The sequence below is a fragment of the Streptomyces sp. NPDC059002 genome, from assembly GCF_042740435.1.
GTDB lineage: Bacteria > Actinomycetota > Actinomycetes > Streptomycetales > Streptomycetaceae > Streptomyces.
Window position 1 is genome coordinate 14,216 of the sequence record NZ_JBHYJI010000034.1, and the last position, 20,286, is coordinate 34,501.

Here is a 20,286-nt window from a genome sequence, read left to right on the forward strand (position 1 = left end):
GGTGGGCCGGGGGCCCCGAAACGCGGCGGGCAGGGGCCCGCACCACAGGGTGCGGGCCCCGGCCGCGCGGCCTGATCAGAGACCGAACTCCTGCGGGGAGACGCCGAGCGCCGCGCACGCCTCGCGCAGGACCTGCTCCTCGGCCGGGGCGATGTACCCGTCGGCGCCCGCGACGACGAAGCCGGTCTGGACGACCGCCTTGGCCTCGGCCGGCTTCTTCGCCGCCTTGGCGATCTCCTGCATGACCTCGGCCTTGCCCTGCTGGAAGTTGAACGAGAGCTGGTCGACGTGCTTGTTGAACCGCTGGCGGAGCTGCTCGGGCGGGAAGTTCTGCAGGACGTCGTTCTGCAGGATCAGCGATTCCACGTGCTGGCGCTCGGCCGGGTCGACCGACCCGTCGGCGGCGGCGACCAGGGCGCACATGGCCATGCTGGCGTCCCGGTAGGCGCCGCTCTTGAGCTCCGTCTTGAGGGAGCTGAGCTGGTTCTTGAGCATGCCGACGAGCTGGGCCTTCGAGCCGCTGCCGGACCCAGAACCCCGCGTTCCGTGGCCGCCGGAGCCGCGTGCCCCCTGCCCCTGCTGCAGACCCTTGGCCTGGTCCTTGATCCGGTCCCACATCGCCATCCGTGCCACCTCGGCTACCCGTGTCGTTCGTCTGTCACGCGCGCGTTCCGCGCCTCCATCTGGCAACGCCGTCCCGCCCCGCGAAGTTCCATGGCCGACGGGTTCGTTGGGGGAGAGCCCGCCGGGCGTCGGCCCCGCGTCTGCGTGGCGCATCGACCGCGTATGCGCGGCATCAAGTTCCGGGGGCGGCACGGCGGGCGCTGTTAGCTTCACAAGATCACTTCGCCCGATCGACGGGGAGCGGGCGGCACGCGGGGAACGGCAGAGCGTTAATGGGTGACAAGAGTGACCTGGCGGTCGACTACGAGGTGCTGATGAGGGTGCGGCACAACCTCGATCACATCGCCGACCTGATGAAGCAGCCGGGGCGCGACATGGAGAAGGTCAGCGGCGACGCCATCGGGGTGACCGAACTCGCCAAGCGCATGGACGACTTCGGCGACGAATGGTCGTACGGCATCAAGAAGCTGACGAAGTTCTCCGAGAAGGCCTCCGAGGCGCTCGTCAAGATCAAGGAAGCCTTCGAGAAGCTGGACCACGAACTCGCCGAGACCGGCAAAAAGGGCAAGGGCGGGCACGGCAAGGGGGGCGGCAAGTAGTCATGGCCGAAGCACGGTTGGAGGACTTCCACACCCTGGGCTTCGTGCCCTGCCCCGGTGACCACGCCGTGGCGGACGACATCGCCAAGAAGGTCCGCGGGACGGCGAAGGCACTCGTCGAGATCTGCCATGTGCTGCACGGCACGGGCGTCGCCGACTGGAAGGGGAAGGCGGCGGAGGGCTTCCGGGAGAAGTTCGACGACGAGTTCCGCCCCAAGATGGACGACGCCCGCGACTCGTTCCGCGGCGCCGCATCCGCCCTGGAGGACTGGGCGGAGTACATGGAGCGCAAGCAGAAGGACGCCAAGGCCCTGGAGACGCGGGCGGCCGAGGTCGCCGAGCGGCTCAGCAAGGCGTACGAGAAGGTCGACAAGCTTGACAAGGCCGACAACGACAAGAAGCAGGACGGCAAGGGCGGCGGCAAGAAGGACGACAAGGACCACGAGCGCGACGTCCAGGACGCCAACCGGGCGGTGAACTCCGCGGACATCGAGCTGTCGGAACTCCGCAGCAAGGGCCGCACGATGCGGAAGAACTACCAGGCGTACGGCGGGGAGATCGCCGGGCGGCTGAAGTCCGCGATGGACATCGCGCCGAACGAGCCCGGCATGTGGGAGAAGCTCGGCAACGCCCTTGAGGACCTCGGCAAGGCCCTCGCGGATCTGCCGGGCCAACTCGCGGACGTCCTCGCGGACATCGGAGAGTGGATGAAGAGCCACGCCGACTGGATCACCGTCCTCGCCTCCGTCGTCGGCGTCGTCGCCATCTTCTGCCCGGTCCTCGCGCCGCTGGCCATCGGCCTGAGCGCCGTCGCGTTCATGTCGCACGCCGCCGCGTACGGCACGAAGGGACTCATCCCGCCGTGGGGCCCCAACGCCAGCAACTGGCTGACGCTGGGCGGCGACGCGCTCGGCATGGTGCCCGGCGTCGGCGCGGCGATGAGCGGCGCCAAGGCGGGCCTCAGGGCGGGCCGGGCGGCGCAGGGCTTCGCCAACGGCACCAAGGTCGGGCTCAAGACGGCGGGCAGGACCGTGGCACGGAAGATCGACGAGATCGACCCGGTCTCCAAGGTCATCCAGAAGCCCCTGAACGCCGGCGCGACCAAGCTGGGCGTCTCGCGGGGCGCCGCACTGACCGCGGGCGAGGGCGTGCAGGCCGCCACCAACCTGGCCACGACCGCGCCGACCGCCCTCAACGCGTACCAGACGAGCAAGGGCCGCTACGACGCCGCGACCTGGGGCACCGGCGCGGGCAACGTCATCAACGGTTCCGGCGGCGGCAAGTTCGGCGGGGCGGTGGCCATCGGCAGCGTGCTCGGCCTCGGAGCGTGGGAGATCTCGGACTGATGACGACTACTGATTCCGGCCCGGCGCCGTCCCCCGTGGTGGTCGCCTCGCTCGGGGACCGGCCCGACGAAGCCCCCGACTTCTGGTTCGAACTGCCGCCGGGCTTCCTGGAGTTCGACCTCGACGAGGACCCCGAGGAACGCATGCTGCGGACCGCGGAGGCCATCGACCCCCTGTTCGCCGACGCCACGCCCGTGCAGAAGTTCAGCCTCGTCCTGTCCGGCGAGTACGCCCTGCACACCATGCTCAAGGCGGGCGCCGAGCACGTCTCGACCTGCATGTACCGGATGGCCGACGGCACGCTCTCCCAGGGCACGCTGGCCGTACTCGTCGAGCGGCCCGCCGTCGGACCGGTGGTCCAGGACCGGATGGGCTCGGCCAAGCGCACGGCCGAGCAGTGGCACGCGCTGTACCCGGACGCCGAGGCCGCGCTGATCATGCTGCCGTACGGTCCCTCCGCCCTCTGCATCCGTGACCAGGACCTGCTGCTGCCCGGCGCGCTGTGCGGCCTCGACGAACCCGTCCCCGCCACGATCCGGACCGTGGAGATCTGCGTGCCGCTGAAGACCGGGCCCGGAGCGGCACTCTTCCTCTTCATGACGGAGGACGTCGCGCACTGGGACGACTACCTCACGATCCTCGCCCGCATCCTGGAGACGGTCTCGGTGGACGGCTCGGACGGCCTCGACGGGGTGCAGGAAGAAGCGGTGCGTCCGGCGTGAGCGGCGAAGGCGAAGCGGAAGACACAGGCGCAGCGGAAGACAGCGGCGCGCGGCAGCGGGGCACGCGCCGTCGCATCCCCCTGGCGTTCGCCATCGGCGCGTACGTCCTCGCGGCCGGTGCGGGAATGTACCTGCTGGGCGACGACTTCGGCCTCGCCCTCCTCGTACCGCTGTGGATCGTGCACGCGGTGCTGCTCGTCGTACTGATCCACGGACTCGGCGTCTCCGGTGAATCCAGCGGCTACGCGACGCTGTTCATCATCGCCACCTCCGTGCTGGCCGTCGGTGTGGCGGGGATGGCGCGCGACGACCTCACACTGCAGGGGCGCGGTGAGCGGGTCACCGCGAAGGTCGTGGCGGAACGCCTCGATCCGGCGCAGGGCCGCAAGGCCCGCCACTCGCACTACACGCTGGAGCGGGGTGACGGCACGCGCGTGCCGGGCCCGGAGATGGAGACGGACTCGGATCAGTACGACGTCGGGCAGCGCCTCACCGTCATCGAGGACCCCGACGGCGAACTCGCCCCGCGGACCCCCGGCCGGGCGAGCGCCACGGGCGAGATCCTCGGCGCCGGGGCGTTCGCGCTCGCCGCGCTCGGCTCCGTCGGCTGGATGACCTGGCGGGGCTCGGCGACGGCCGCACCACGGCGGCAACGGAGTCGAACCCCGAGGTGACGGAGGGCCGGGCCGCGCGGGTCGCGTCCGGGGGCCACGCGTACGGCGGTCAGCCGACGTGGGCCGCGATGGTGCGCGCGCACTCCAGCGACTCGGTGTGCGTCGTGTCCACCTCCACGTCGTAGAGCACGCCCTTGTGCACCAGGTCGGCCTGGAGCGCGGCCATGCCCGGGACCCGGTCTCCCCGGGCGATCTCACGGCCCGCGGCGACCTCGCTCGCACACCTGACGCCGACCCACAGCACGTCCAGGTCGCCGAGAGCCTGCTGCCACCGCTGCTGTCCCGCCGCCCCGCCGAGGAAGACCTCGTCGACGACGACCCGCGCACCGGCCCGTGCCATCGCCACGATGCCCGCCACCCAGGCCGCCTCCAACGCCCGGAACTCGGGCCCGACGCTCACCCCGCCGTCCGCGTCGACGTCGATGCCGTCCTCCGACGCCTGCATCTTCGCGGGCAGCGCGTCGACGAACGAATCGGTCCCGAACGCCAGCCACGGATCGGGCAGTACGGACTGCAGGCAGCGCACGATCCCGGACTTACCCGAGCTGGAGCCGCCGTTGAGAATGATCACCTGAGTTGTCACCGTGCCACGGTAGGGCTCCCACCAGCCGAAACGAAGTGAATTTCGGCTGGTGGTGCCACACCTGGCGGGCGCTCAGCGCTTGAGCATGAAGGTGAAGTCGCCGGAGACCTTGCCGCTCAGCCGGACCGCCGAGACGACCTTCCCCTCCGCGATCAGCCTCCCCACCTCCGCCCGTGACAGCGCGCAGCCTTCAGCGATCAGCCGCACCGGCCGGACCGGGATCCGCGCCGCGAAGCGCACCGAGACGTCGACCACGTCCCGGTCCAGATGGTCCGATCCGCCGGTGTCGAGGCGCCAGGCGCCGCCCCAGTCGAGGGCGATGCGATTGCGGCGCCGTACGACCGGATCCTGGAGCAACTCGGCAGCCAGGCCCGGGTCGTTGTCATGCATCCGGTCCAGCAGCTGGGGTCGTACGGAGCGTACGTTCACCCGCTCCAGGACCGTCAGCTTCGCCGTTTCCCCGCAGGCGGTGCAGAGGACGAGGAGCCAGGCGTCGATGAGTTTGTGATGGGCGTTGACGCGAAATTTTCCGTTCGCCCGGAAGCGCTCGGACGCGCACGTGTGGCAACGGCGCAGGACGAGCGGCAGGCAGGTGGGCGCGACGACCCAGTTGTTGAGCACAGAGGTACACCGGTTTCAGTGAGAAGTCCGCAGCAAAAAGCAGCACGGCGCACAGGTGCACCGCGCGACGAAATCAGCGCTCGGGAGGTCTCACAGGGTGTACAACGGCGTGTCCTCGACTAGACGACTGGGCCCGGCGGCACGCTACGGGCACGCGACGACGCCGCTCAACTGGTTTTCGAACGCGGCGAGGCGGCAAGTGGCAGCCTGGCCAAGGAAGTTCGGAACCGAAGAGCGGCGTCGCGTTCAGGTCACTTCTCGGACGGGGCGGAGGCGCGTTCGCCCGACCAGGCCGCCCAGAGTGTGGCGTATGCGCCGTCCGCGTTCTTGAGGTGTTCGTGCGGGCCGCTCTCGACGACCCGGCCGTGTTCGAGGACGACGACGCGGTCGGCGGTGGCGGCCTGGGTGAGGCGGTGGGCGACGATCAGGGCGGTGCGTCCTTCGAGGGCCGCCTGCGCGGAGCGTTCCAGGAGCCGGGCGCCCGCGCTGCCCGCCTCCGCCGTCGCCTCGTCGAGCACGGCGACGAGCGGGTCGGCGAGCACCAGCCTGGCCAGGGCGAGTTGCTGTGCCTTGGCCGCGTCCAGGCTGTGGGCGCCCTCGCCGACGACGGTGTCGAGGGCGTCCGGCAGTGCTTCGGCCCAGTCCAGGGCGTGCACGGTGGCCAGCGCGGCGCGCAGTTCGTCGTCCGTCGCGGTGGGCTGGGCGAGGCGCAGATCCTCGGCGAGCGTTCCGGAGAAGACGTGCAGTTCCTGCGAGACCAGGACGGCGGCGGGCCTGCCGTCGGCGCGGTCCGCGGGCCTGACCTCGCCGCGGGTGGGCGGTTGCACCCCGGCGATGATCCGCGCGAGGGTGCTCTTGCCCGCACCGCTCGTCCCGACGAGGGCGACGTGCTCGCCCTCGCGCAGGGCGAGGTCGACGTTGTGCAGGACGGGCGCGCCGGTTCCGTAGGAGTGGCTGACGCCGTGGACGGAGACGAAGGCGGCGGGGGAGTCGGGCCTGCGCGAGGGGCGCAGGCCCGGCACGTCCGTGGACGTCTCCTCGGGCAGATCCGTCACGCCCACGAGCCGCGCGAGGCCCGCGGTCGCCGACTGGGCGTCGTCGAGGAGGACGAGGGCCGCGTTGATCGGCCCGAAGAGATTGTGGAAGTAGAGCGCGGCGGCCGTCGCGGTGCCCACCGACACGGCGTCCTCGCGCACCAGGACCAGACCGGCGAGGAGCACGGCGACCAGGCCGATGTACTCGCCGATGTGCAGCCGCCCGTAGAACCCGAGCACCAGACGTACGCCCCGCAGCCGGAGCCCGACCGCCTCGCGGGACCGCTCGGCGACGCGTTCGGTGTGCGCCTTCTCCAGGAGGTGCGCGCGCACGGTGTCGGCGCCCCCGATGGTCTCCAGGAGCTGCTGCTGCCGGGCGCCGGTCGCGATGCGCTGGCGCGCGTACAACGGCACGGCCCTGCTCACGTACCAGCGGGCCGTCCACGCCTGCACGGGCACCGCGAGCAGCGCCGCGAGCAGGAAACGCCAGTCCAGTACGGCCAGGGCGACCAGCGTCAGGAGGATCGTCAGGACGGAGCGGGTCAGCTCGGGCAGCGCCGAACGCACCGCCTCCGACACCCGGGCCACATCGTCGGTGACCCGGGCGGTGAGGTCACCCGCGCCCGCGCGTTCCAGACGGTCGGCGGGCAGCCCGAGGGCGCGTTCCACGAAGCGCTCGCGCACCCGCGCGAGAACGGACTCGCCGAGCCTGGCGACCATGCCGAGGCCGACCGCCGTCGCGGCTCCCTGCACGAGCGCCACGACGGCGATCAGCACGACGGGCAGCGTCAGGACACCGGGCGACGTGTCCCCCGCACCCTTCGCGGCATCGGCCACGAGGTCCACGATCCGGCCGAGCAGGGGCTGGGTGAGGAGCCCGACGGCGGTCGCCGCGACCAGGACGAGACCCGCTCGCAGGGCCAGGCCCCGGTCGGGGCGGACCAGTTCGAGCGCGGCGGCACGGGTGCGGCGGCCGGTGGCGACCGGCAGCAGCTCCGCCGCGGTGGCGGTCGCGGGAGCGCGCTCCGGGGTCTGCCGCGCCGGGGGCGTGGTCGGCTCGACGGCCTCGGTGTCCTGGATTTCGGGTGTCGCGCTCATGCGAGGACCGCCGTCCGGTAGAGGGAGCTGCGTCGTACGAGTTCCTCGTGCGGCGCCTCGTCGGCGAGCCTGCCGCCGTCGATGAGCGCGACCCGGTCGGCGACGGCGAGCAGCGCCGGGCTGCTGGTGACGAGAAGGGTGGTGCGGCCGCGCCTGATCTCCCGGATGCCGGTGGCGATACGGGACTCCGTGGCGGCGTCGATGGCGGTGGTGGGGTCGTGCACGACCAGGACGTCGCGGTCGGCGGCGAGCGCGCGGGCGAGCGCCACGCGCTGCCGCTGGCCGCCGGACAGGGACCTGCCGCGCTCGCCGACGGGCGCGTCGAACCCGCCGGGCAGCGTGTCGGCGACCTCGTCGGCGCCCGCGGCCGCCGCGGCCGGGTGCGTACTGCCGCCGACCGCCGTGATGTTGTCCCGGAGCGACCCCGCGAACAGCTCGGCCCCGTGCTCGGCGACCAGCACCCGGGCCCGCAGGGCCCGCGGCGCAAGCTCCGTGAAGGGCACACCGTCCAGTTCGAGGCGCCCCGCATCGGGGTCCACCCGGCGCGCGAGACAGCGTACGAGGGTGTCCGCGTGGGCCGGTTCCGTGACGACGACGCCGACGAACTCGCCGGGGGCCACGGTCAGATCGACACCGTCGAGCCCGCCGTGCGAGAGCCCCGCGAGACGGATGGCGCCGCGCGGGGCGTCATCGGCGACGCCCTCGACGGTGGCAACGGCATCCCCCGTCGTCGCAGCGATGTCCCCCGGCGTGGCGAGGACCTCCGCGACGCGCCCCGCCGATGCGCGGGAGCGGGCCAGCTCCGCCGCCATCCAGGACATCACGTGCAGCGGTCCCGGCAGGAAGAGGGCGAGGCCCACGGCCGCGACGAGTTCGCCGAGCCCGATGCTGCCGGACAGCACGAGCCGCCCGCCCACCAGGGCGACCAGGGCGATGAACAGGCCGGTCAGCGTCTGCATCAGACCCGTCTGCACGGCCTCGGCACGCGCCGCCCGCACCGTCGCGTCGAGCGAGGCGCGGCTGGTGCGCCGGTAGCGGTCCGACGCCGCGCGCCGGGCGCCGAGACCCTGGAGCACGCGGACCCCGGCGACCAGGTCGGCTGCGACGCCCGAGGCGTGCGCCGCGCGTTCCTGCTCGGCGTGGCTGCGGTGTTCGAGCGGGCGGGCGAGCAGCTGGCCGAGCCCCATCAGCACGGGCGTGCCGAGCAGGATCAGCAGGCCGAGCGGAACGGAGGCGCGCAGCAGCAGGACCGCTCCGGCCGCGAGCCCCACGGCGGCGGAGAACCCCAGCGGCAGCACGAACGCGACCGCGCCCGCCCGCCGCGCGTCCTCGGTGGCCACGGTGACCAGGGCACCGGGCGGCCGCCCCGTCGACGCACCGCCGCGCGGGTCGAGCACGCGGCGCATCAGCCGCATCCGCAGGGTGTGTCCCGCGTACTCCGAGGCGTACTCCCCGGCGCGGGAGCCGAGTTGGAAGCCGCCGGAGAGGAAGACGTACACGACGGCGAGGACCAGGGCCCAGCGCCCGAAGGAGGCGAGATCGGGGTGGACGATCGCACGGTCGACGATGACACCGATGAGGACGGGGATGAGCGCCTCGCCGATCTGGTGCGAGGCGCCGAGCACGCAGCCCGCCGCGACGCGCCGCCGCTCACCCGCGACCACGCCCCGCAGGACATCACGCCCGCTCCGGCGTGCGTCGTCGTGCATTCTGTTCTCTCTCTCCACAGGGCACCCCAAAAAGTCAGGCAAGGCTAACCTGATGATCCTGAAGAGGGGAGAGCCGGGGGACGGCCGGGTCCGGCAGGTACATAAAGTGGCCGCATGCCCGAGGACTCCCCGCTGATACGAAGCATGCGCACGGCCGTCGAGGCGGCCCCCGGTGACGTACCGCTACGGCTGCACCTGGCCGAACTGTTGCTGGACGCCGGGCAACCGGACGCCTCGGTCGCGGAGGTGGCCGTCGCGCTGCAGCACGCGCCGGGGGACGGACAGGCCCGGGCGCTGATGATCCGGGCGATGGGCGGGCCCCCCGCCGCGGCGCCCACGAACGCGCCCGCGACGGCCCCGGCGGTCCCGGCAGTTCCTGAAGCCCCGGCATCGGCAGTCCCCGCCCCGGCCCCCCGCGCAGGCTTCGACTGGCGTGCCGCCGCGGACCAGGTCGGCGACGTGATCCCGCCCCGCTTCGTCGAGCCCCCGCTGACCGCCGACGGCTACGGCGATCCCGGCGACGCCGCAGCCTGGGACGTCAGCGCGCCCGGCGCCCCGGGCGGTGTCCGCCTCGCGGATGTCGGCGGCATGCAGGAGGTCAAGGAGCGTCTGGAGGCGGCGTTCCTCGCGCCGCTGCGCAACCCCGAACTGCGCAGGCTGTACGGCAAGAGCCTGCGGGGCGGACTCCTCCTGTACGGGCCGCCCGGCTGCGGCAAGACCTTCATCGCCCGCGCGATCGCCGGTGAACTGGGGGCGGGATTCCTGTCGGTGTCGGTCAACGACGTCCTCGACATGTGGATCGGCAACTCCGAACGCAACATGCACGAGATCTTCCAGACCGCCCGCCGTCAGGCCCCCTGTGTGGTCTTCCTCGACGAACTCGACGCGCTGGGCGCCAAGCGCAGCCGCACCCAGCACGGCGGACTGCGCAACACCGTCAACCAGCTCCTGACCGAGCTGGACGGCATCGACTCGGCGGCCAACGAGGGCGTGTTCGTGCTCGCCGCCACCAATGTCCCCTGGGACGTGGACATCGCGCTGCGCAGGCCCGGACGCCTGGACCGCACGCTGCTCGTCCTGCCGCCCGACGCCCCCGCCCGCGAGGCGATCCTCCGCTACCACCTGGACGAACGCCCCGTCGAGAACGTCGACCTGGGGAAGCTCGTCAAGATCACCGAAGGTCTCTCCGGCGCCGACCTCGCCCACCTGTGCGAGGCGGCGGCCGAGAGCGCCCTGCTCGACTCGGCGCGCACCGGCACGGTCCGCATGATCGGCATGACGGATCTGCTGCGGGCCGCGAAGGAGACCGTGCCCTCCACCGAGCCGTGGTTCGCGACCGCGCGCAACGTCGCCATGTACGCCAACGACGGCGGCACGTACGACGACTTGATCACCTATCTGAAGAAGAAGCGGAAGCTGTGAGCACGCTGCACCCGACCGTCGAACAGGCCCAGGCCCTGATCGAACTTGAACGGTACGACCAGGCCGGCGCCCTCCTCGGCCGCCGCATCGCCGAGGACCCCGGCGACCTGCGCGCCTGGGTCAAGATCGGCTACTGCCACCTCAACACGGAGCGGGTCGCGCAGGCCGTGGAGGCGGCCGACGAGGCCCTCAAGCTGGACCCGGAGGACTACGGCGCGCTCCGTCTCCGCGCCCAGTCGATGGTCCGCGACAACGGCTGGCTGACCGTCCAGCCCGTCCTGCGCGAGCTGATCCGCGTCGCCCCGCAGGACCCGTTCGCGTACGCCATGCTCGCCGACGCCGTGTGGCGCGCGTCGCTGGTCGAGTACGCCAAGGCGAGCGGCGCGAGGCAGCTCAGCCACCGTGACATCGACCGTGTCTCCGGCGAGGCGGCCGAGCTGGCCATGGAGGCGCTGCGGCTCGGCCCCGAGGACGTCTACGCCCACGAGATCGCCCACCGCATCGCGAGCACGGCGGGCAACGGCACGGTCGCCGACCAGCTCGACGAAGCCATTCTGCGCATCGACCCCCAGCACGCCGAGGCCCTCGCCCGGCAGACGCGGAAGGCGGCCGAAGCGCCGGGCGTGGGCGCCACCCGGGCCGCCGAGCTGTACGCGGACGCGCTCGCCGTGGAGCCCAACTCCCCGTCCATGCGGCAGCAACTCGACCACGCCACCTACCGGCTGCTGCGCGGCACGCGCTGGCTCGCCGTGATCTGCGTGGTCATGGCGGGCGCCATGGTCGACCTGTTCCCCTCGGACGACGAGCCCGCCCCCGAGCTGCCGATACCGGTGGGGCAGCGCCTGTGGGTCCTCGTGGTCATGGCCGCGGTCTGGGCCTTCGGCGCCTGGCGCCGCTACCGCAGACTGCGCGCGGGCATCCAGCTCAACGTCCGCTCGCTGATCCGCCGCGGCCGCTGGGCCCGCGTCGTCCTGGCCCAGGCGGCGTTCGCCATGCTGTGCGCCCTGCTGATCGCAGAGATCCCCTGGACGGACCGTTCCGTGCCCCAACTCATCTTCTGGGCAGGCCTCGCGCCCACGGCGGCCACGATCTGGTTCGACAAGAGGAAGTCCGGCTGAGCGCTCCGCGGGACGTGCGGTCCACCTCTGCGGGTGCGTTGTGGCCGGTCGCGCAGTCTCTCAGCGGCGCGTCCAGAAAGACGCGGGCAGCGCCTCGACTTCGAGGGCGGCCGTGCGCAGGTCGTCGGCGACCGGGGCCAGCGCCGTGTAGACGGGGTCGCCGGTGGCGGCCATGCGGTCGATGACGTCGGCATTGGTGCGGGCCCTGGCGGCGACCACGGTCCCGAACGCGGACCGGTCGCCTTCGTAGCCGTACGCGTCGAGGAGCAGGTGCAGTCGCCGGTGCCGGTCGTCGAACGCGGTGAACCCGGTCCGCTCGGCCAGTCGGCGCGCGTGCAGCGGTACCCAGGTCAACGCGATGAACGCCAGCTCGAACTCGCGCGACGAAGGGCCCGCGGTGTCCCAGTCGAAGAATCCGGCCAGCTCGCCCTCGTGCCACACCGCGTTCCACGGGGCGGCGTCGTGGTGCCCGATGACGAGCCCCTGCCGCCATGCCTGCCCGGCGAGCCAGCGCGCGTCCGGCGGCGGCACGAACGTCTCCGTCGCGTCGTGCAGACGGCGGGCCCAGCGGCCGACGCTCACCAGCGTGCTGTCCGAGTACACCCACGCGGGCCACGGAAGGTCCTCGCCGACGGTCTCGCCCACCAGATGGGTCAGGACCTCGCGCCCTTGCCCATCCGTCCCCAACACCCGGGGCGCGCCCCGGAATCCGGCCTCCTCCAGATGACGCAGCACCGCGTGCACGGCAGGGGTCCAGGGTTGTACGGGCCGGTGCACCGCGTCACCGATGCGTACCGCGCCCACGGTCCGGCCGCCGGGCAGCCGCTGCTCATCCATGCCCCGGTTGTACCGCACACCGCCCGCCCCGCGCCCGGCAATATCCTAGGGTCGATCGTGTTCGCGTGATCGCCGAGGCCCTGTCCCGGGCACGGAGGGGCCGTCGATGCCTGACCAGGATCCACAGCGTGCCGCGCGCCTGACCGGTTACGAGAAGGTGAGCACGCGGCTCGCGCTGCTGAGCGACCACCGGCTGGGAGAGGTCCTTGCGGCCGCCGCCCCGCTCGGGTCCGGCATCGGGGGCAGATCGGCGGAGCTGGACGTCGGGGGGACACGTGTCTTCGTCAAGCGAGTACCCCTGACCGACACCGAGTTGCGGCCGGAGAACGTGCGGTCGACGGCGAATGTCTTCGGCCTTCCGACGTTCTACCAGTACGGAGTGGGCTCGGCCGGGTTCGGCGCCTGGCGGGAGCTTGCCGTGCACACCATGACCACCAACTGGGTGCTCGGCGACGCCTACGCGGGCTTCCCGCTCATGTACCACTGGCGGATCCTGCCCGACTCGCCTCCCGAAGGCTTCACCGACGAGTTCGGGGGCTTGGAGGGTGCCGTCGCGCACTGGGAGGGTTCGGCGGCCGTGCGCGAGCGGCTGGAGGCCATCGGCCGGTCCTCGTTCAGCCTGGTGCTCTTCCTGGAGTACTTCCCGTACACACTCGCCGGATGGCTGTCCGACCGTGCCGCCGCCGGGACGGGGAACGGGGACGCGTCGCCCTCTCCGTACCGCTGGGTGGAGGAGGAACTCGCGCGCGGGAGCGCCTTCATGAGGTCCCGCGGACTCGTCCACTTCGACGCCCACTTCGCCAACGTCCTGACCGACGGCCGCCTGCTCTGCTTCACCGACTTCGGGCTCGCCCTGAGCTCGGGCTTCGACCTGTCGGCGGACGAGGCCGAGTTCCTCGCGCACCACCTCGCGTACGACCACTGCTCTACGGCGAGGTTCCTGGTCAACCACCATCTGCTCGACGGCGTGCGCGGCGGGAGGGACCGTGACGCGTTCCTGCACGACTGGGTCGCGGGCCGCCGGCCCGCCGCCGTCCCGCCGGACATCGCTGCCATCATCGACCGGCACGCCCGCCCCGCCCTCGTCCTGAACTCCTTCTACCGGCGCCTGCTCACCGAGAGCAAACGGACACCGTTCCCGGCCAGGGAGATCGAACGCGAACTCCTGATCGGTAACGGGAGTTGAACAGGAGGACCCCGTGCATACGACGACTACGGTGAGTACGACCTCGGCCCGCCCCGGGCTGCTGCTGGGCATCGACATCGGCACGTCCTCCTCCAAAGGCGTCCTCGCCCGCCCCGACGGCACGATCGTGGCCCGGGCGCAGCGCGAGCACGCGACGGCGACGCCGCGCCCCGGCTGGTTCGAGCACGACGCGGAAGCCGTGTGGTGGGCCGATTTCCAGTCCCTGGCAAGGGAGTTGACGGGCCGTCTGCCGACGGGGGAGTCGCTCGCCGCCGTCGGGGTCAGCGGGATCGGACCCTGTGTGCTGCCGACGGACGCCCAGGGCACGCCGGTCCGTGCGGCCATCCTGTACGGCGTCGACACCCGGGCGGTCGACGAGATCGCCGAGCAGAACCTGCGGTATGGGGCGGAGGAGATCATCCGGCGCTGCGGTTCACCCCTCACCAGCCAGGCGGTCGGGCCGAAGCTGGCGTGGCTGCGCCGCCACGAGCCCGAGGTGTACGGGGCCACGAGCCGCTGGCTCATGGCGAGTTCATACCTCGTGCACCGACTCACCGGACGGTACGTGCTCGACCACCACTCGGCGAGCCAGTGCACCCCCTTGTACGACTTGGCGGCCCGGACCTGGATCCCCGAGCGCTGCGAGGAGATCGCGCCGGGGCTGCGGTGGCCCGAACTGGTGCGGCCCGCCGATGTGGTGGGCGGCGTGAGCCGCGAAGCCGGGGCCCGCACCGGAATTCCCGCGGGCACCCCCGTCGTCGCGGGCACCGTCGACGCCTGGGCGGAGGCGGCCGGTGTCGGTGTGGCCGCCCCGGGGGACCTCATGCTGATGTACGGCACGACGATGTTCCTGGTCGGCATCCTGGCGCGGCCGCTGACCAGCCCGCGTCTGTGGGGCACGGCGGGTGCGTTCGACGGCACGTACTGTCTGGCGGCGGGCATGGCGACGTCCGGGGCGGTCACCGGATGGCTGCGGGATCTGACCGGTTCGTCGTACGAGCAACTGACCGCAGAGGCGGGGGAGTTGCCGCCCGGCGCCGAGGGGCTCGTGATGCTGCCGTACTTCGCGGGGGAGCGCACCCCGCTCTTCGACCCCGATGCCCGCGGTCTCGTCCACGGTCTGACGTTGCGTCACGGCCGGGGGCATCTGTACCGGGCGGCCCTGGAAGCCACCGCGTACGGTGTGCGGCACAACCTCGCCGCCATGACCGAGGCGGGCGCCCCGGCCGACCGCCTGGTCGCGGTCGGGGGTGGCGCCCGCGCGCTGTGGACGCGGATCGTTTCCGATGTCACCGGGCGCGAGCAGCATCTGCCGCGCCACACCGTCGGCGCCGCGTACGGCGACGCGTTCCTCGCTGCGGTCGGCGCCGGGCTCGCCGGGCCCGGCGACATCGCGCACTGGAATCCGACGGTCGAGGTCGTCACCCCCGACGCCACGGCGTCGGCCGTCTACGACGAGCTGTACGGGCTCTACCTCGGCCTGTATCCGGCGACCCGTGACGCCGCGCACGTCCTGGCGGCCCGGCAGCGCGCGGACGCCGCACCCCGGGACGCCTGACGTGGTGGGTCTCAACGCCCGCGCATCGCCTGGCTGTTGGTGGTCACGTGGACGTAATCCACCACGAGCTGCTGCGGGAACGAGGTGCTGCCGTCCGGGTCGCCCGGCCAGTAGCCGCCGACCGCGAGGTTGAGGATCAGGAAGAAGGGCTTGTCGAAGACCCAGCGGTTGCCGTTGAGGTCGGCCGGGGTGCGGGTCTGGTAGACCGTGCCGTCGACGGACCAGGTGACCTTGTTCGGCGACCAGTCCACCGCGAACGTATGGAACTTGTCCGCGAACGCCTCGCCGCCCGGCAGGGTGTGGCCCGCGCCGATGCCACCCGAGCCGGAGTAGCCGGGGCCGTGCAGGGTGCCGTGCACGGTGCCCGGTTCGAAGCCGACGTTCTCCATCACGTCGATCTCGCCGCTGTTCGGCCAGCCCACGTCGCCGATGTCGGCGCCGAGCATCCAGAACGCGGGCCACATGCCCTGCCCCCGCGGCACCTTGATCCGCGCTTCGACGTGCCCGTAGGTCTGCGTGAACTTGCCCGCGGTGTTGAGGCGGGCCGACGTGTACTCGCATCTGCCGTACCAGCACTGGTAGTTGCCGGGGTTCTCCTTGCGGGCGGTGATGACCAGATTGCCCTGGCCGTCGAGCGCGGCGTTGTTGTTGCCCGCCGTGTAGTACTGCCGTTCGTGGTTGTTGACGTTGTCGCCGGTCTCGATCTGCCACTTCGAGCCGTCGACCGCCGCCCCTGCGGGGCCGTTGAAGTCGTCGGTGAACGTGGCGGCCCTGGGGGCGGCGGGGGAGCGGGGTGCGGACTCGGCCGATGCTCGGGCGGGCAGCGCGGCCAGGCTCGCGACGCCGCAGGCCACGGCGAGCGCGGCGAGTCTCGTGCGCCGACGCCGGCGGGGGGAGGGGGTGGTGGCGGTGGAGGGGTGCACTGTCATCACATCGCTTCGCGTGGGGGCGGTGGTGCGTGGAGGGCATGCGCATGACAATCACATGTCGAGAACTGAACGCGGTCGGCGATCGGTTCCCGGTACTTCGTTCAGTACTTGATTTAAGGCAGACTCCCGTGCCCCGTCAAGGAGTTGGTGCGGGCCGACTCACCGCACGGTCGCCCGTACGGCGAGTCGGCCCGGCGCCGGCGCGCGGTCACGCGTCCCAGGCGACCGGGAGGCTCTTCACCCCGAAGATGTCCGCGGTCTCCGGGCGCAGGCCGACCTCCTCGGCCGGTACGGCGAGGCGCAGCGCGGGAAAGCGCTCGAACAGTGCGGGGAACGCGACCCCCATCTCGACACGGGCCAGCTGCTGGCCCAGACACTGGTGGATGCCGTGACTGAAGGCCAGGTGCCCGCCGTCCTGGCGCCGCAGGTCGAGCACATGCGGGTCGGTGAAACGCTCGGGGTCGCGGTTGGCGGTGTGGTACGAGAGGACCACGGTCGTACCGGCCTCGATGGTCTGGCCGCCCAGCTCGACGTCCACCAGCGCCGTCCGCATGAACGTCTTGGCGACGCTCAGATACCGCAGCAGCTCCTCCACGGCCCGCCCGGTGAGCGCGGGATCGGCGCGCAGCGCGGCCAGTTGATCCGGGTGCCGCAGCAGCGCGAAGGTGCCCAGGGACAGCATGTTCGCCGTGGTGTCGAACCCGGCGGCCAGCAGGATCAGGCTGATCCCCTTCAGCTCCTCATCGGTGAGATCGCTGTCGGTGAGTTCGCTGAGCACGTCGTCGGTGGGGTTCGCGCGCTTGGCGGCGACCAGCTCTTCAAGGTAGTTCTGCGTCGCGGTGTAGGCCGCGATCAGCTCCTCGTCGTTGGTCTCCCCGCCCATGAACGCGTCGATCTGCTCCTGGAAGGAACCCCGGTCCTCGTACGGCACCCCCAGCAGCTCGCAGATCACGATGGTGGGGATGGGCTTGGCGAACGCGGACACCAGGTCCACCGGCGGCCCGGCCTTCTCCACGGCGTCCAGGCATGCGGTGGTGACCTGCTCGATGCGCTCGGTGAGCAGGCGCATCCGCCGCACCGTGAACCTGCCCATCAGCGGCTTCCGGTAGCGGCTGTGCTGCGGCTCGTCCATGAGCAGGAACTCGCCGGGCGGCGCCGGGGGGATCTCGAAGTCGACCACGTTCAGGAGTTCCTTGCGCGAGCTGAACCGCGAGTCGGCGAGCACCGACCTGACCAGGTCGTAGCCGGTGATGAGCCAGCCGGGCTTCCCGCCGGGGTGGGTGAAGCGGCTGATGGGCCCGTGCCGACGGGCCTCGGTCAGCTCCGCCGGCGGGTCGAAGGGGCAGCCGGCCTGACGCGCTGTCGGCATCGCCGTGACGGTGTGGAGGGATTCGCCCATGACCGGTCCTCATCTCGCGATATGACGTGTTCGGATCGCTTTGAAAGCTACGTTGCGTTCATGGTGTCGTCAATCGCCGAGATGTGATGTGCCCAGGTGGTCGGCGTTAAATTGATGCAATGACGCTGGAGTTGAATGCAACGATGCGTTGCAATGAATGGAGCCGAAGGCAATGTCGACGCCCTGCGGGCCGAAGCCCGTGCGGGTCAGTGATGCAGCGCGGGTTCCTCTGCCTGTCGCGGAGCGGCCGCTGGGGTCGGGGCCGAAGTGTCGCCGCCCCGCGGGCGACGGAGCAGCACCGCGCTGATCACCGCGGCGAGCAGCATGATCGCCGCCGAGGCGATGAAGCAGAGGTGGATGCCGTCGAGGAACGCGTCGGTGAACGCGTGCAGCATCCGCGGGGTGTCGGCGCCGAGGTCGACGGCGTGCACGGCACCGAAGCCCGCACGGTCGACCGCGCCGGTCACCTGCTGCTGCGCGGCCGTGCCGAGGCGTGCGTCGGTGAGGCGGCCGGGCAGTGCGTCGCCGACCGCGGTGGTCAGCAGCGCGCCCATCAGGGCCGGTCCCAGCGCGGCGCCGACCTGGCGGAAGGCATTGCTGCCCGCGGCCGCCATGCCCGCGAGCCGGTGCGGAACGGAGCTGATCGCCGTCGCTGTCATCGGGGCGAAGACGGCTCCGAAGCCGATGCCGAGGAGGATCAGCCGCCAGGCCAGCGCGCCGAACGAGGTGTCGGCGTCGATGGAGGTGAGCAGGAGCAGCGAGCAGGCGGCCAGAAGGAGGCCCCCGGTGATGAGCACCCGCGCCGACACGCGGTGCATGATGCGGCCGCAGAGCGGCCCGGTGAGCATCGCGGTGAAGGTGAACATCAGCATGCGGTACCCGGCGTCGAGCGTGCCGAGCTGCTGGACCTGGCCCAGGTAGAGGCTGAGGACGAAGACGAAGCCGATCAGACCCAGGAAGCTGATCATGGCGACCAGGGCGGTGGCGGTGAACGCGGGGCTGCGGAACAGCTTCAGGTCCAACATCGGGCTGCCGCTGCGCAGTTCGGTGACGACGAAGGCCAGGAACGCCACGGCCGACAGGACGAGCGCCACGACCACACGGGTCTCGCCGAAGGACGCTGCGCCGCCCTCGATCACCGCGTACACGAGCGAGGTGACGGCGACGGCGGCCGTGATCTGACCCGCCCAGTCGAGCCGACGCGCCCCCGCCGCACGGGAGTCGGTCACGAAGCGGGCGGCCGCGACCATGGCGAGCAGCGACGCCGGGATGGGCGTCAGATAGATCCAGCGCCAGGAGGCGTGCTCCAGGATCAGACCGGAGATCAAGGGGCCGACGGCCAGCGCGCCGATCAGGGAGGCGCTCCACAGGCTGACGTACTTGGCGCGCTCGCGCGGATCCGGCACCGCGTGGCCGATGAGGCCGAGCGTGGCGGGCAGCAGGGCGGCGGCGCCGATCCCGGCGAACGCCTGCCCGGCCCAGAGGACTTCGACGCTGTCGGCGCTCAGCGCGATCGCCGCGCCCACCGCGCAGAAGGCGAGTCCGGCGTGGAGGACCTTGCGGCGCCCGTACACGTCGCCGACGACTCCGGCGGTGAGGATGAGTGCCGCCATCGGCAGGACGAAGGCATCGGTGACCCAGGACAGGTCGGCGGTCGACGCCTTGAGGCTGCGCTGGATCGTCGGCAGGCTCACCGAGACCGTGGTGACCGGCAGATAGGCGACGAACACGCCCACGCAGGCCATGGCGATGGTGGCGGCGCGCCTGTCACGCGCGTCTCTCGCCGCGGTCGGGGCATTCATGGGCAACTCCTCGGCAGTCAAAGGGAGGGCGCGGGGAAGCGCCCCGGCACCCGTCCACCCTGCGGCCACCCCCGTGCAGAAGTCCAAGATCTAGATCGGCTGCGAGATATAATCAGTGGTTATGGAGCTGCGTCAGTTGGAGTACTTCGTCACCGTCGCCGAATGGGAGAGCTTCACGAAGGCGGCCGAGGCCCTGCATGTCTCCCAGCCCGGCGTGAGCGCCCAAGTGCGCAAGCTGGAACGGGAGTTGGGCCAGGACCTGTTCGACCGCTCCAGCCGCACGGTGCGGCTCACCTCCGTCGGCATGACCGTTCTGCCGTACGCACGGGCCGTGCTCGGTGCCGTGTCCTCGTTCCGCGGGGCGATCGGCGAACTCGGCGGCCTGGTGCGCGGACGGGTCGCCATCGGCACCGTCACCGCCATGAGCAAGGCCATCGACCTGCCGACGCTGCTCGCCTCCTTCCACGAGGCGCACCCGGGCGTGGAGATCGGCCTGACGGAAGGCAGTTCGGAGTTCCTCGTGGAGTCCCTGCGCGCGGGCCGCATCGACCTCGCGGTGATCGGGCGCACCGGCCGCCGCACCCCCGGCATCGAGCTCTACGACATCGTCAACGAGCCCCTGGTGGCCGCCGTCGGACACCGGGACCCGCTGGGCGGCCGCAAGCAGATCGGCCTCGCCGAACTCGCCGACCGCGCCCTGATCTGCCTGACGCCCGGCACCGGGCTGCGCCGCACCGTCGAGGCGGCCTGCGAGGCGGCGGGCTTCCGGCCCGACATCGCCTTCGAGGCCGCCGATCCGCATGTCCTGGCCCAGCTCGCCGGGCGCGGACTGGGCGTCGCCCTCATCCCGACGTCCCTGGCCCGCGCCAACGAAACCGAGGTCCACCTCGTCGACATCCGGCCGCGTGTCCACGGCCGCCTCGCCCTGGCCTGGCGCACGGAAGGGCCGACCGGTCCTGCCGCGGCCGCGCTCATCGCCCACGCGCGCGCCCTGCTCCCGGCAGCGGACTGAGCAGGGGAGTTCG

General features: G+C 71.9%; 18 protein-coding genes. 9 read left to right on the forward strand and 9 right to left on the reverse strand.

The annotated features are described in order from the left end of the window. Positions 1–75: 75 nt before the first annotated feature. Positions 76–624 carry a tellurite resistance TerB family protein gene (locus ACFWZ2_RS26975; RefSeq protein ID WP_384549907.1) on the reverse strand — a complete coding sequence of 183 codons (549 nt, stop codon included), beginning with the start codon at positions 622–624 and terminating at the stop codon, positions 76–78. A gap of 272 nt (positions 625–896) precedes the next feature. On the opposite strand from ACFWZ2_RS26975, the gene ACFWZ2_RS26980 reads away from it, so the two are divergent. The 4 genes from ACFWZ2_RS26980 to ACFWZ2_RS26995 are packed head-to-tail and all read left to right on the forward strand — an operon-like array spanning position 897 to position 3,965. After that, positions 897–1,223: a hypothetical protein gene (locus ACFWZ2_RS26980; RefSeq protein WP_384549909.1), complete on the forward strand. Its 327-nt coding sequence runs from the start codon at positions 897–899 to the stop codon at positions 1,221–1,223. Between the two features lie 2 nt (positions 1,224–1,225). Beyond that, on the forward strand, positions 1,226–2,569 hold the full coding sequence (locus ACFWZ2_RS26985) for a putative T7SS-secreted protein (protein ID WP_384549911.1): 1,344 nt from the start codon (positions 1,226–1,228) through the stop codon (positions 2,567–2,569). After that, a complete protein-coding gene (locus ACFWZ2_RS26990; RefSeq protein WP_384549912.1) occupies positions 2,569–3,291 on the forward strand; it encodes a hypothetical protein in 723 nt (240 codons plus the stop codon). The genes ACFWZ2_RS26985 and ACFWZ2_RS26990 overlap by 1 nt, the downstream gene beginning before the upstream one ends. Continuing rightward, positions 3,288–3,965 (forward strand): hypothetical protein, encoded by a 678-nt coding sequence (locus ACFWZ2_RS26995; protein WP_384549914.1) that lies wholly within the window; start codon positions 3,288–3,290, stop codon positions 3,963–3,965. The genes ACFWZ2_RS26990 and ACFWZ2_RS26995 overlap by 4 nt, the downstream gene beginning before the upstream one ends. Positions 3,966–4,014: 49 nt before the next feature. On the opposite strand, the gene cpt is transcribed toward ACFWZ2_RS26995, so the two are convergent. From cpt to ACFWZ2_RS27015, 4 genes are all read right to left on the reverse strand, one after another. Beyond that, a complete protein-coding gene (gene cpt, locus ACFWZ2_RS27000) occupies positions 4,015–4,548 on the reverse strand; it encodes a chloramphenicol phosphotransferase CPT (protein ID WP_384549915.1) in 534 nt (177 codons plus the stop codon). A 72-nt stretch (positions 4,549–4,620) separates the two neighbouring features. After that, complete coding sequence (locus tag ACFWZ2_RS27005) at positions 4,621–5,169, reverse strand: DUF1062 domain-containing protein (protein WP_384549917.1); 549 nt, start codon at positions 5,167–5,169, stop codon at positions 4,621–4,623. A 251-nt stretch (positions 5,170–5,420) separates the two neighbouring features. Continuing rightward, positions 5,421–7,301 (reverse strand): ABC transporter ATP-binding protein, encoded by a 1,881-nt coding sequence (locus tag ACFWZ2_RS27010; RefSeq protein ID WP_384549920.1) that lies wholly within the window; start codon positions 7,299–7,301, stop codon positions 5,421–5,423. Then, positions 7,298–9,010, reverse strand: a complete 1,713-nt coding sequence (locus ACFWZ2_RS27015) for an ABC transporter ATP-binding protein (RefSeq protein ID WP_384549922.1) — start codon at positions 9,008–9,010, stop codon at positions 7,298–7,300. The genes ACFWZ2_RS27010 and ACFWZ2_RS27015 overlap by 4 nt, the downstream gene beginning before the upstream one ends. Positions 9,011–9,124: 114 nt before the next feature. Here ACFWZ2_RS27015 and ACFWZ2_RS27020 point away from each other — a divergent pair, with 114 nt between their 5' ends. Further along, on the forward strand, positions 9,125–10,432 hold the full coding sequence (locus tag ACFWZ2_RS27020; RefSeq protein WP_384549924.1) for an ATP-binding protein: 1,308 nt from the start codon (positions 9,125–9,127) through the stop codon (positions 10,430–10,432). Then, on the forward strand, positions 10,429–11,550 hold the full coding sequence (locus ACFWZ2_RS27025; protein ID WP_384549925.1) for a tetratricopeptide repeat protein: 1,122 nt from the start codon (positions 10,429–10,431) through the stop codon (positions 11,548–11,550). Before ACFWZ2_RS27020 ends, ACFWZ2_RS27025 begins: the two co-directional genes overlap by 4 nt. A gap of 60 nt (positions 11,551–11,610) precedes the next feature. On the opposite strand, the gene ACFWZ2_RS27030 is transcribed toward ACFWZ2_RS27025, so the two are convergent. Beyond that, positions 11,611–12,387: a phosphotransferase gene (locus ACFWZ2_RS27030; protein WP_384549927.1), complete on the reverse strand. Its 777-nt coding sequence runs from the start codon at positions 12,385–12,387 to the stop codon at positions 11,611–11,613. Positions 12,388–12,493: 106 nt separating this feature from the next. Here ACFWZ2_RS27030 and ACFWZ2_RS27035 point away from each other — a divergent pair, with 106 nt between their 5' ends. Both ACFWZ2_RS27035 and ACFWZ2_RS27040 read left to right on the forward strand, forming a co-directional pair. Beyond that, entirely contained in the window at positions 12,494–13,573 is a 1,080-nt protein-coding gene (locus tag ACFWZ2_RS27035) for a protein kinase family protein (RefSeq protein ID WP_384549930.1), read from the forward strand. Positions 13,574–13,586: 13 nt separating this feature from the next. After that, complete coding sequence (locus ACFWZ2_RS27040) at positions 13,587–15,131, forward strand: FGGY-family carbohydrate kinase (protein ID WP_384549932.1); 1,545 nt, start codon at positions 13,587–13,589, stop codon at positions 15,129–15,131. Positions 15,132–15,142: 11 nt separating this feature from the next. On the opposite strand, the gene ACFWZ2_RS27045 is transcribed toward ACFWZ2_RS27040, so the two are convergent. From ACFWZ2_RS27045 to ACFWZ2_RS27055, 3 genes are all read right to left on the reverse strand, one after another. Beyond that, the gene (locus tag ACFWZ2_RS27045; protein WP_384549934.1) at positions 15,143–16,060 is read right to left on the reverse strand and encodes a family 16 glycosylhydrolase; all 918 of its coding nucleotides are present in this window, start codon (positions 16,058–16,060) and stop codon (positions 15,143–15,145) included. Positions 16,061–16,268: 208 nt separating this feature from the next. After that, positions 16,269–17,459: a cytochrome P450 gene (locus tag ACFWZ2_RS27050; protein ID WP_384549935.1), complete on the reverse strand. Its 1,191-nt coding sequence runs from the start codon at positions 17,457–17,459 to the stop codon at positions 16,269–16,271. 206 nt (positions 17,460–17,665) lie between these two features. Beyond that, positions 17,666–19,261 (reverse strand): MFS transporter, encoded by a 1,596-nt coding sequence (locus tag ACFWZ2_RS27055; RefSeq protein ID WP_384549937.1) that lies wholly within the window; start codon positions 19,259–19,261, stop codon positions 17,666–17,668. Positions 19,262–19,382: 121 nt separating this feature from the next. On the opposite strand from ACFWZ2_RS27055, the gene ACFWZ2_RS27060 reads away from it, so the two are divergent. Next, positions 19,383–20,273, forward strand: a complete 891-nt coding sequence (locus ACFWZ2_RS27060; protein WP_384549939.1) for a LysR family transcriptional regulator — start codon at positions 19,383–19,385, stop codon at positions 20,271–20,273. Positions 20,274–20,286: the final 13 nt, after the last annotated feature.

Coding starts and splice junctions, on each gene's coding strand:
- ACFWZ2_RS27055 (WP_384549937.1), bottom strand. CDS start 19,261: ATGAATGCCCCGACCGCGGCGAGAGACGCGCGTGACAGGCGCGCCGCC.
- ACFWZ2_RS27050 (WP_384549935.1), bottom strand. CDS start 17,459: ATGGGCGAATCCCTCCACACCGTCACGGCGATGCCGACAGCGCGTCAG.
- ACFWZ2_RS26985 (WP_384549911.1), top strand. CDS start 1,226: ATGGCCGAAGCACGGTTGGAGGACTTCCACACCCTGGGCTTCGTGCCC.
- ACFWZ2_RS27045 (WP_384549934.1), bottom strand. CDS start 16,060: ATGACAGTGCACCCCTCCACCGCCACCACCCCCTCCCCCCGCCGGCGT.
- ACFWZ2_RS27035 (WP_384549930.1), top strand. CDS start 12,494: ATGCCTGACCAGGATCCACAGCGTGCCGCGCGCCTGACCGGTTACGAG.
- ACFWZ2_RS27060 (WP_384549939.1), top strand. CDS start 19,383: ATGGAGCTGCGTCAGTTGGAGTACTTCGTCACCGTCGCCGAATGGGAG.
- ACFWZ2_RS27030 (WP_384549927.1), bottom strand. CDS start 12,387: ATGGATGAGCAGCGGCTGCCCGGCGGCCGGACCGTGGGCGCGGTACGC.
- ACFWZ2_RS26975 (WP_384549907.1), bottom strand. CDS start 624: ATGGCGATGTGGGACCGGATCAAGGACCAGGCCAAGGGTCTGCAGCAG.
- ACFWZ2_RS26980 (WP_384549909.1), top strand. CDS start 897: ATGGGTGACAAGAGTGACCTGGCGGTCGACTACGAGGTGCTGATGAGG.
- ACFWZ2_RS27010 (WP_384549920.1), bottom strand. CDS start 7,301: ATGAGCGCGACACCCGAAATCCAGGACACCGAGGCCGTCGAGCCGACC.
- ACFWZ2_RS27015 (WP_384549922.1), bottom strand. CDS start 9,010: ATGCACGACGACGCACGCCGGAGCGGGCGTGATGTCCTGCGGGGCGTG.
- ACFWZ2_RS26990 (WP_384549912.1), top strand. CDS start 2,569: ATGACGACTACTGATTCCGGCCCGGCGCCGTCCCCCGTGGTGGTCGCC.
- ACFWZ2_RS27020 (WP_384549924.1), top strand. CDS start 9,125: ATGCCCGAGGACTCCCCGCTGATACGAAGCATGCGCACGGCCGTCGAG.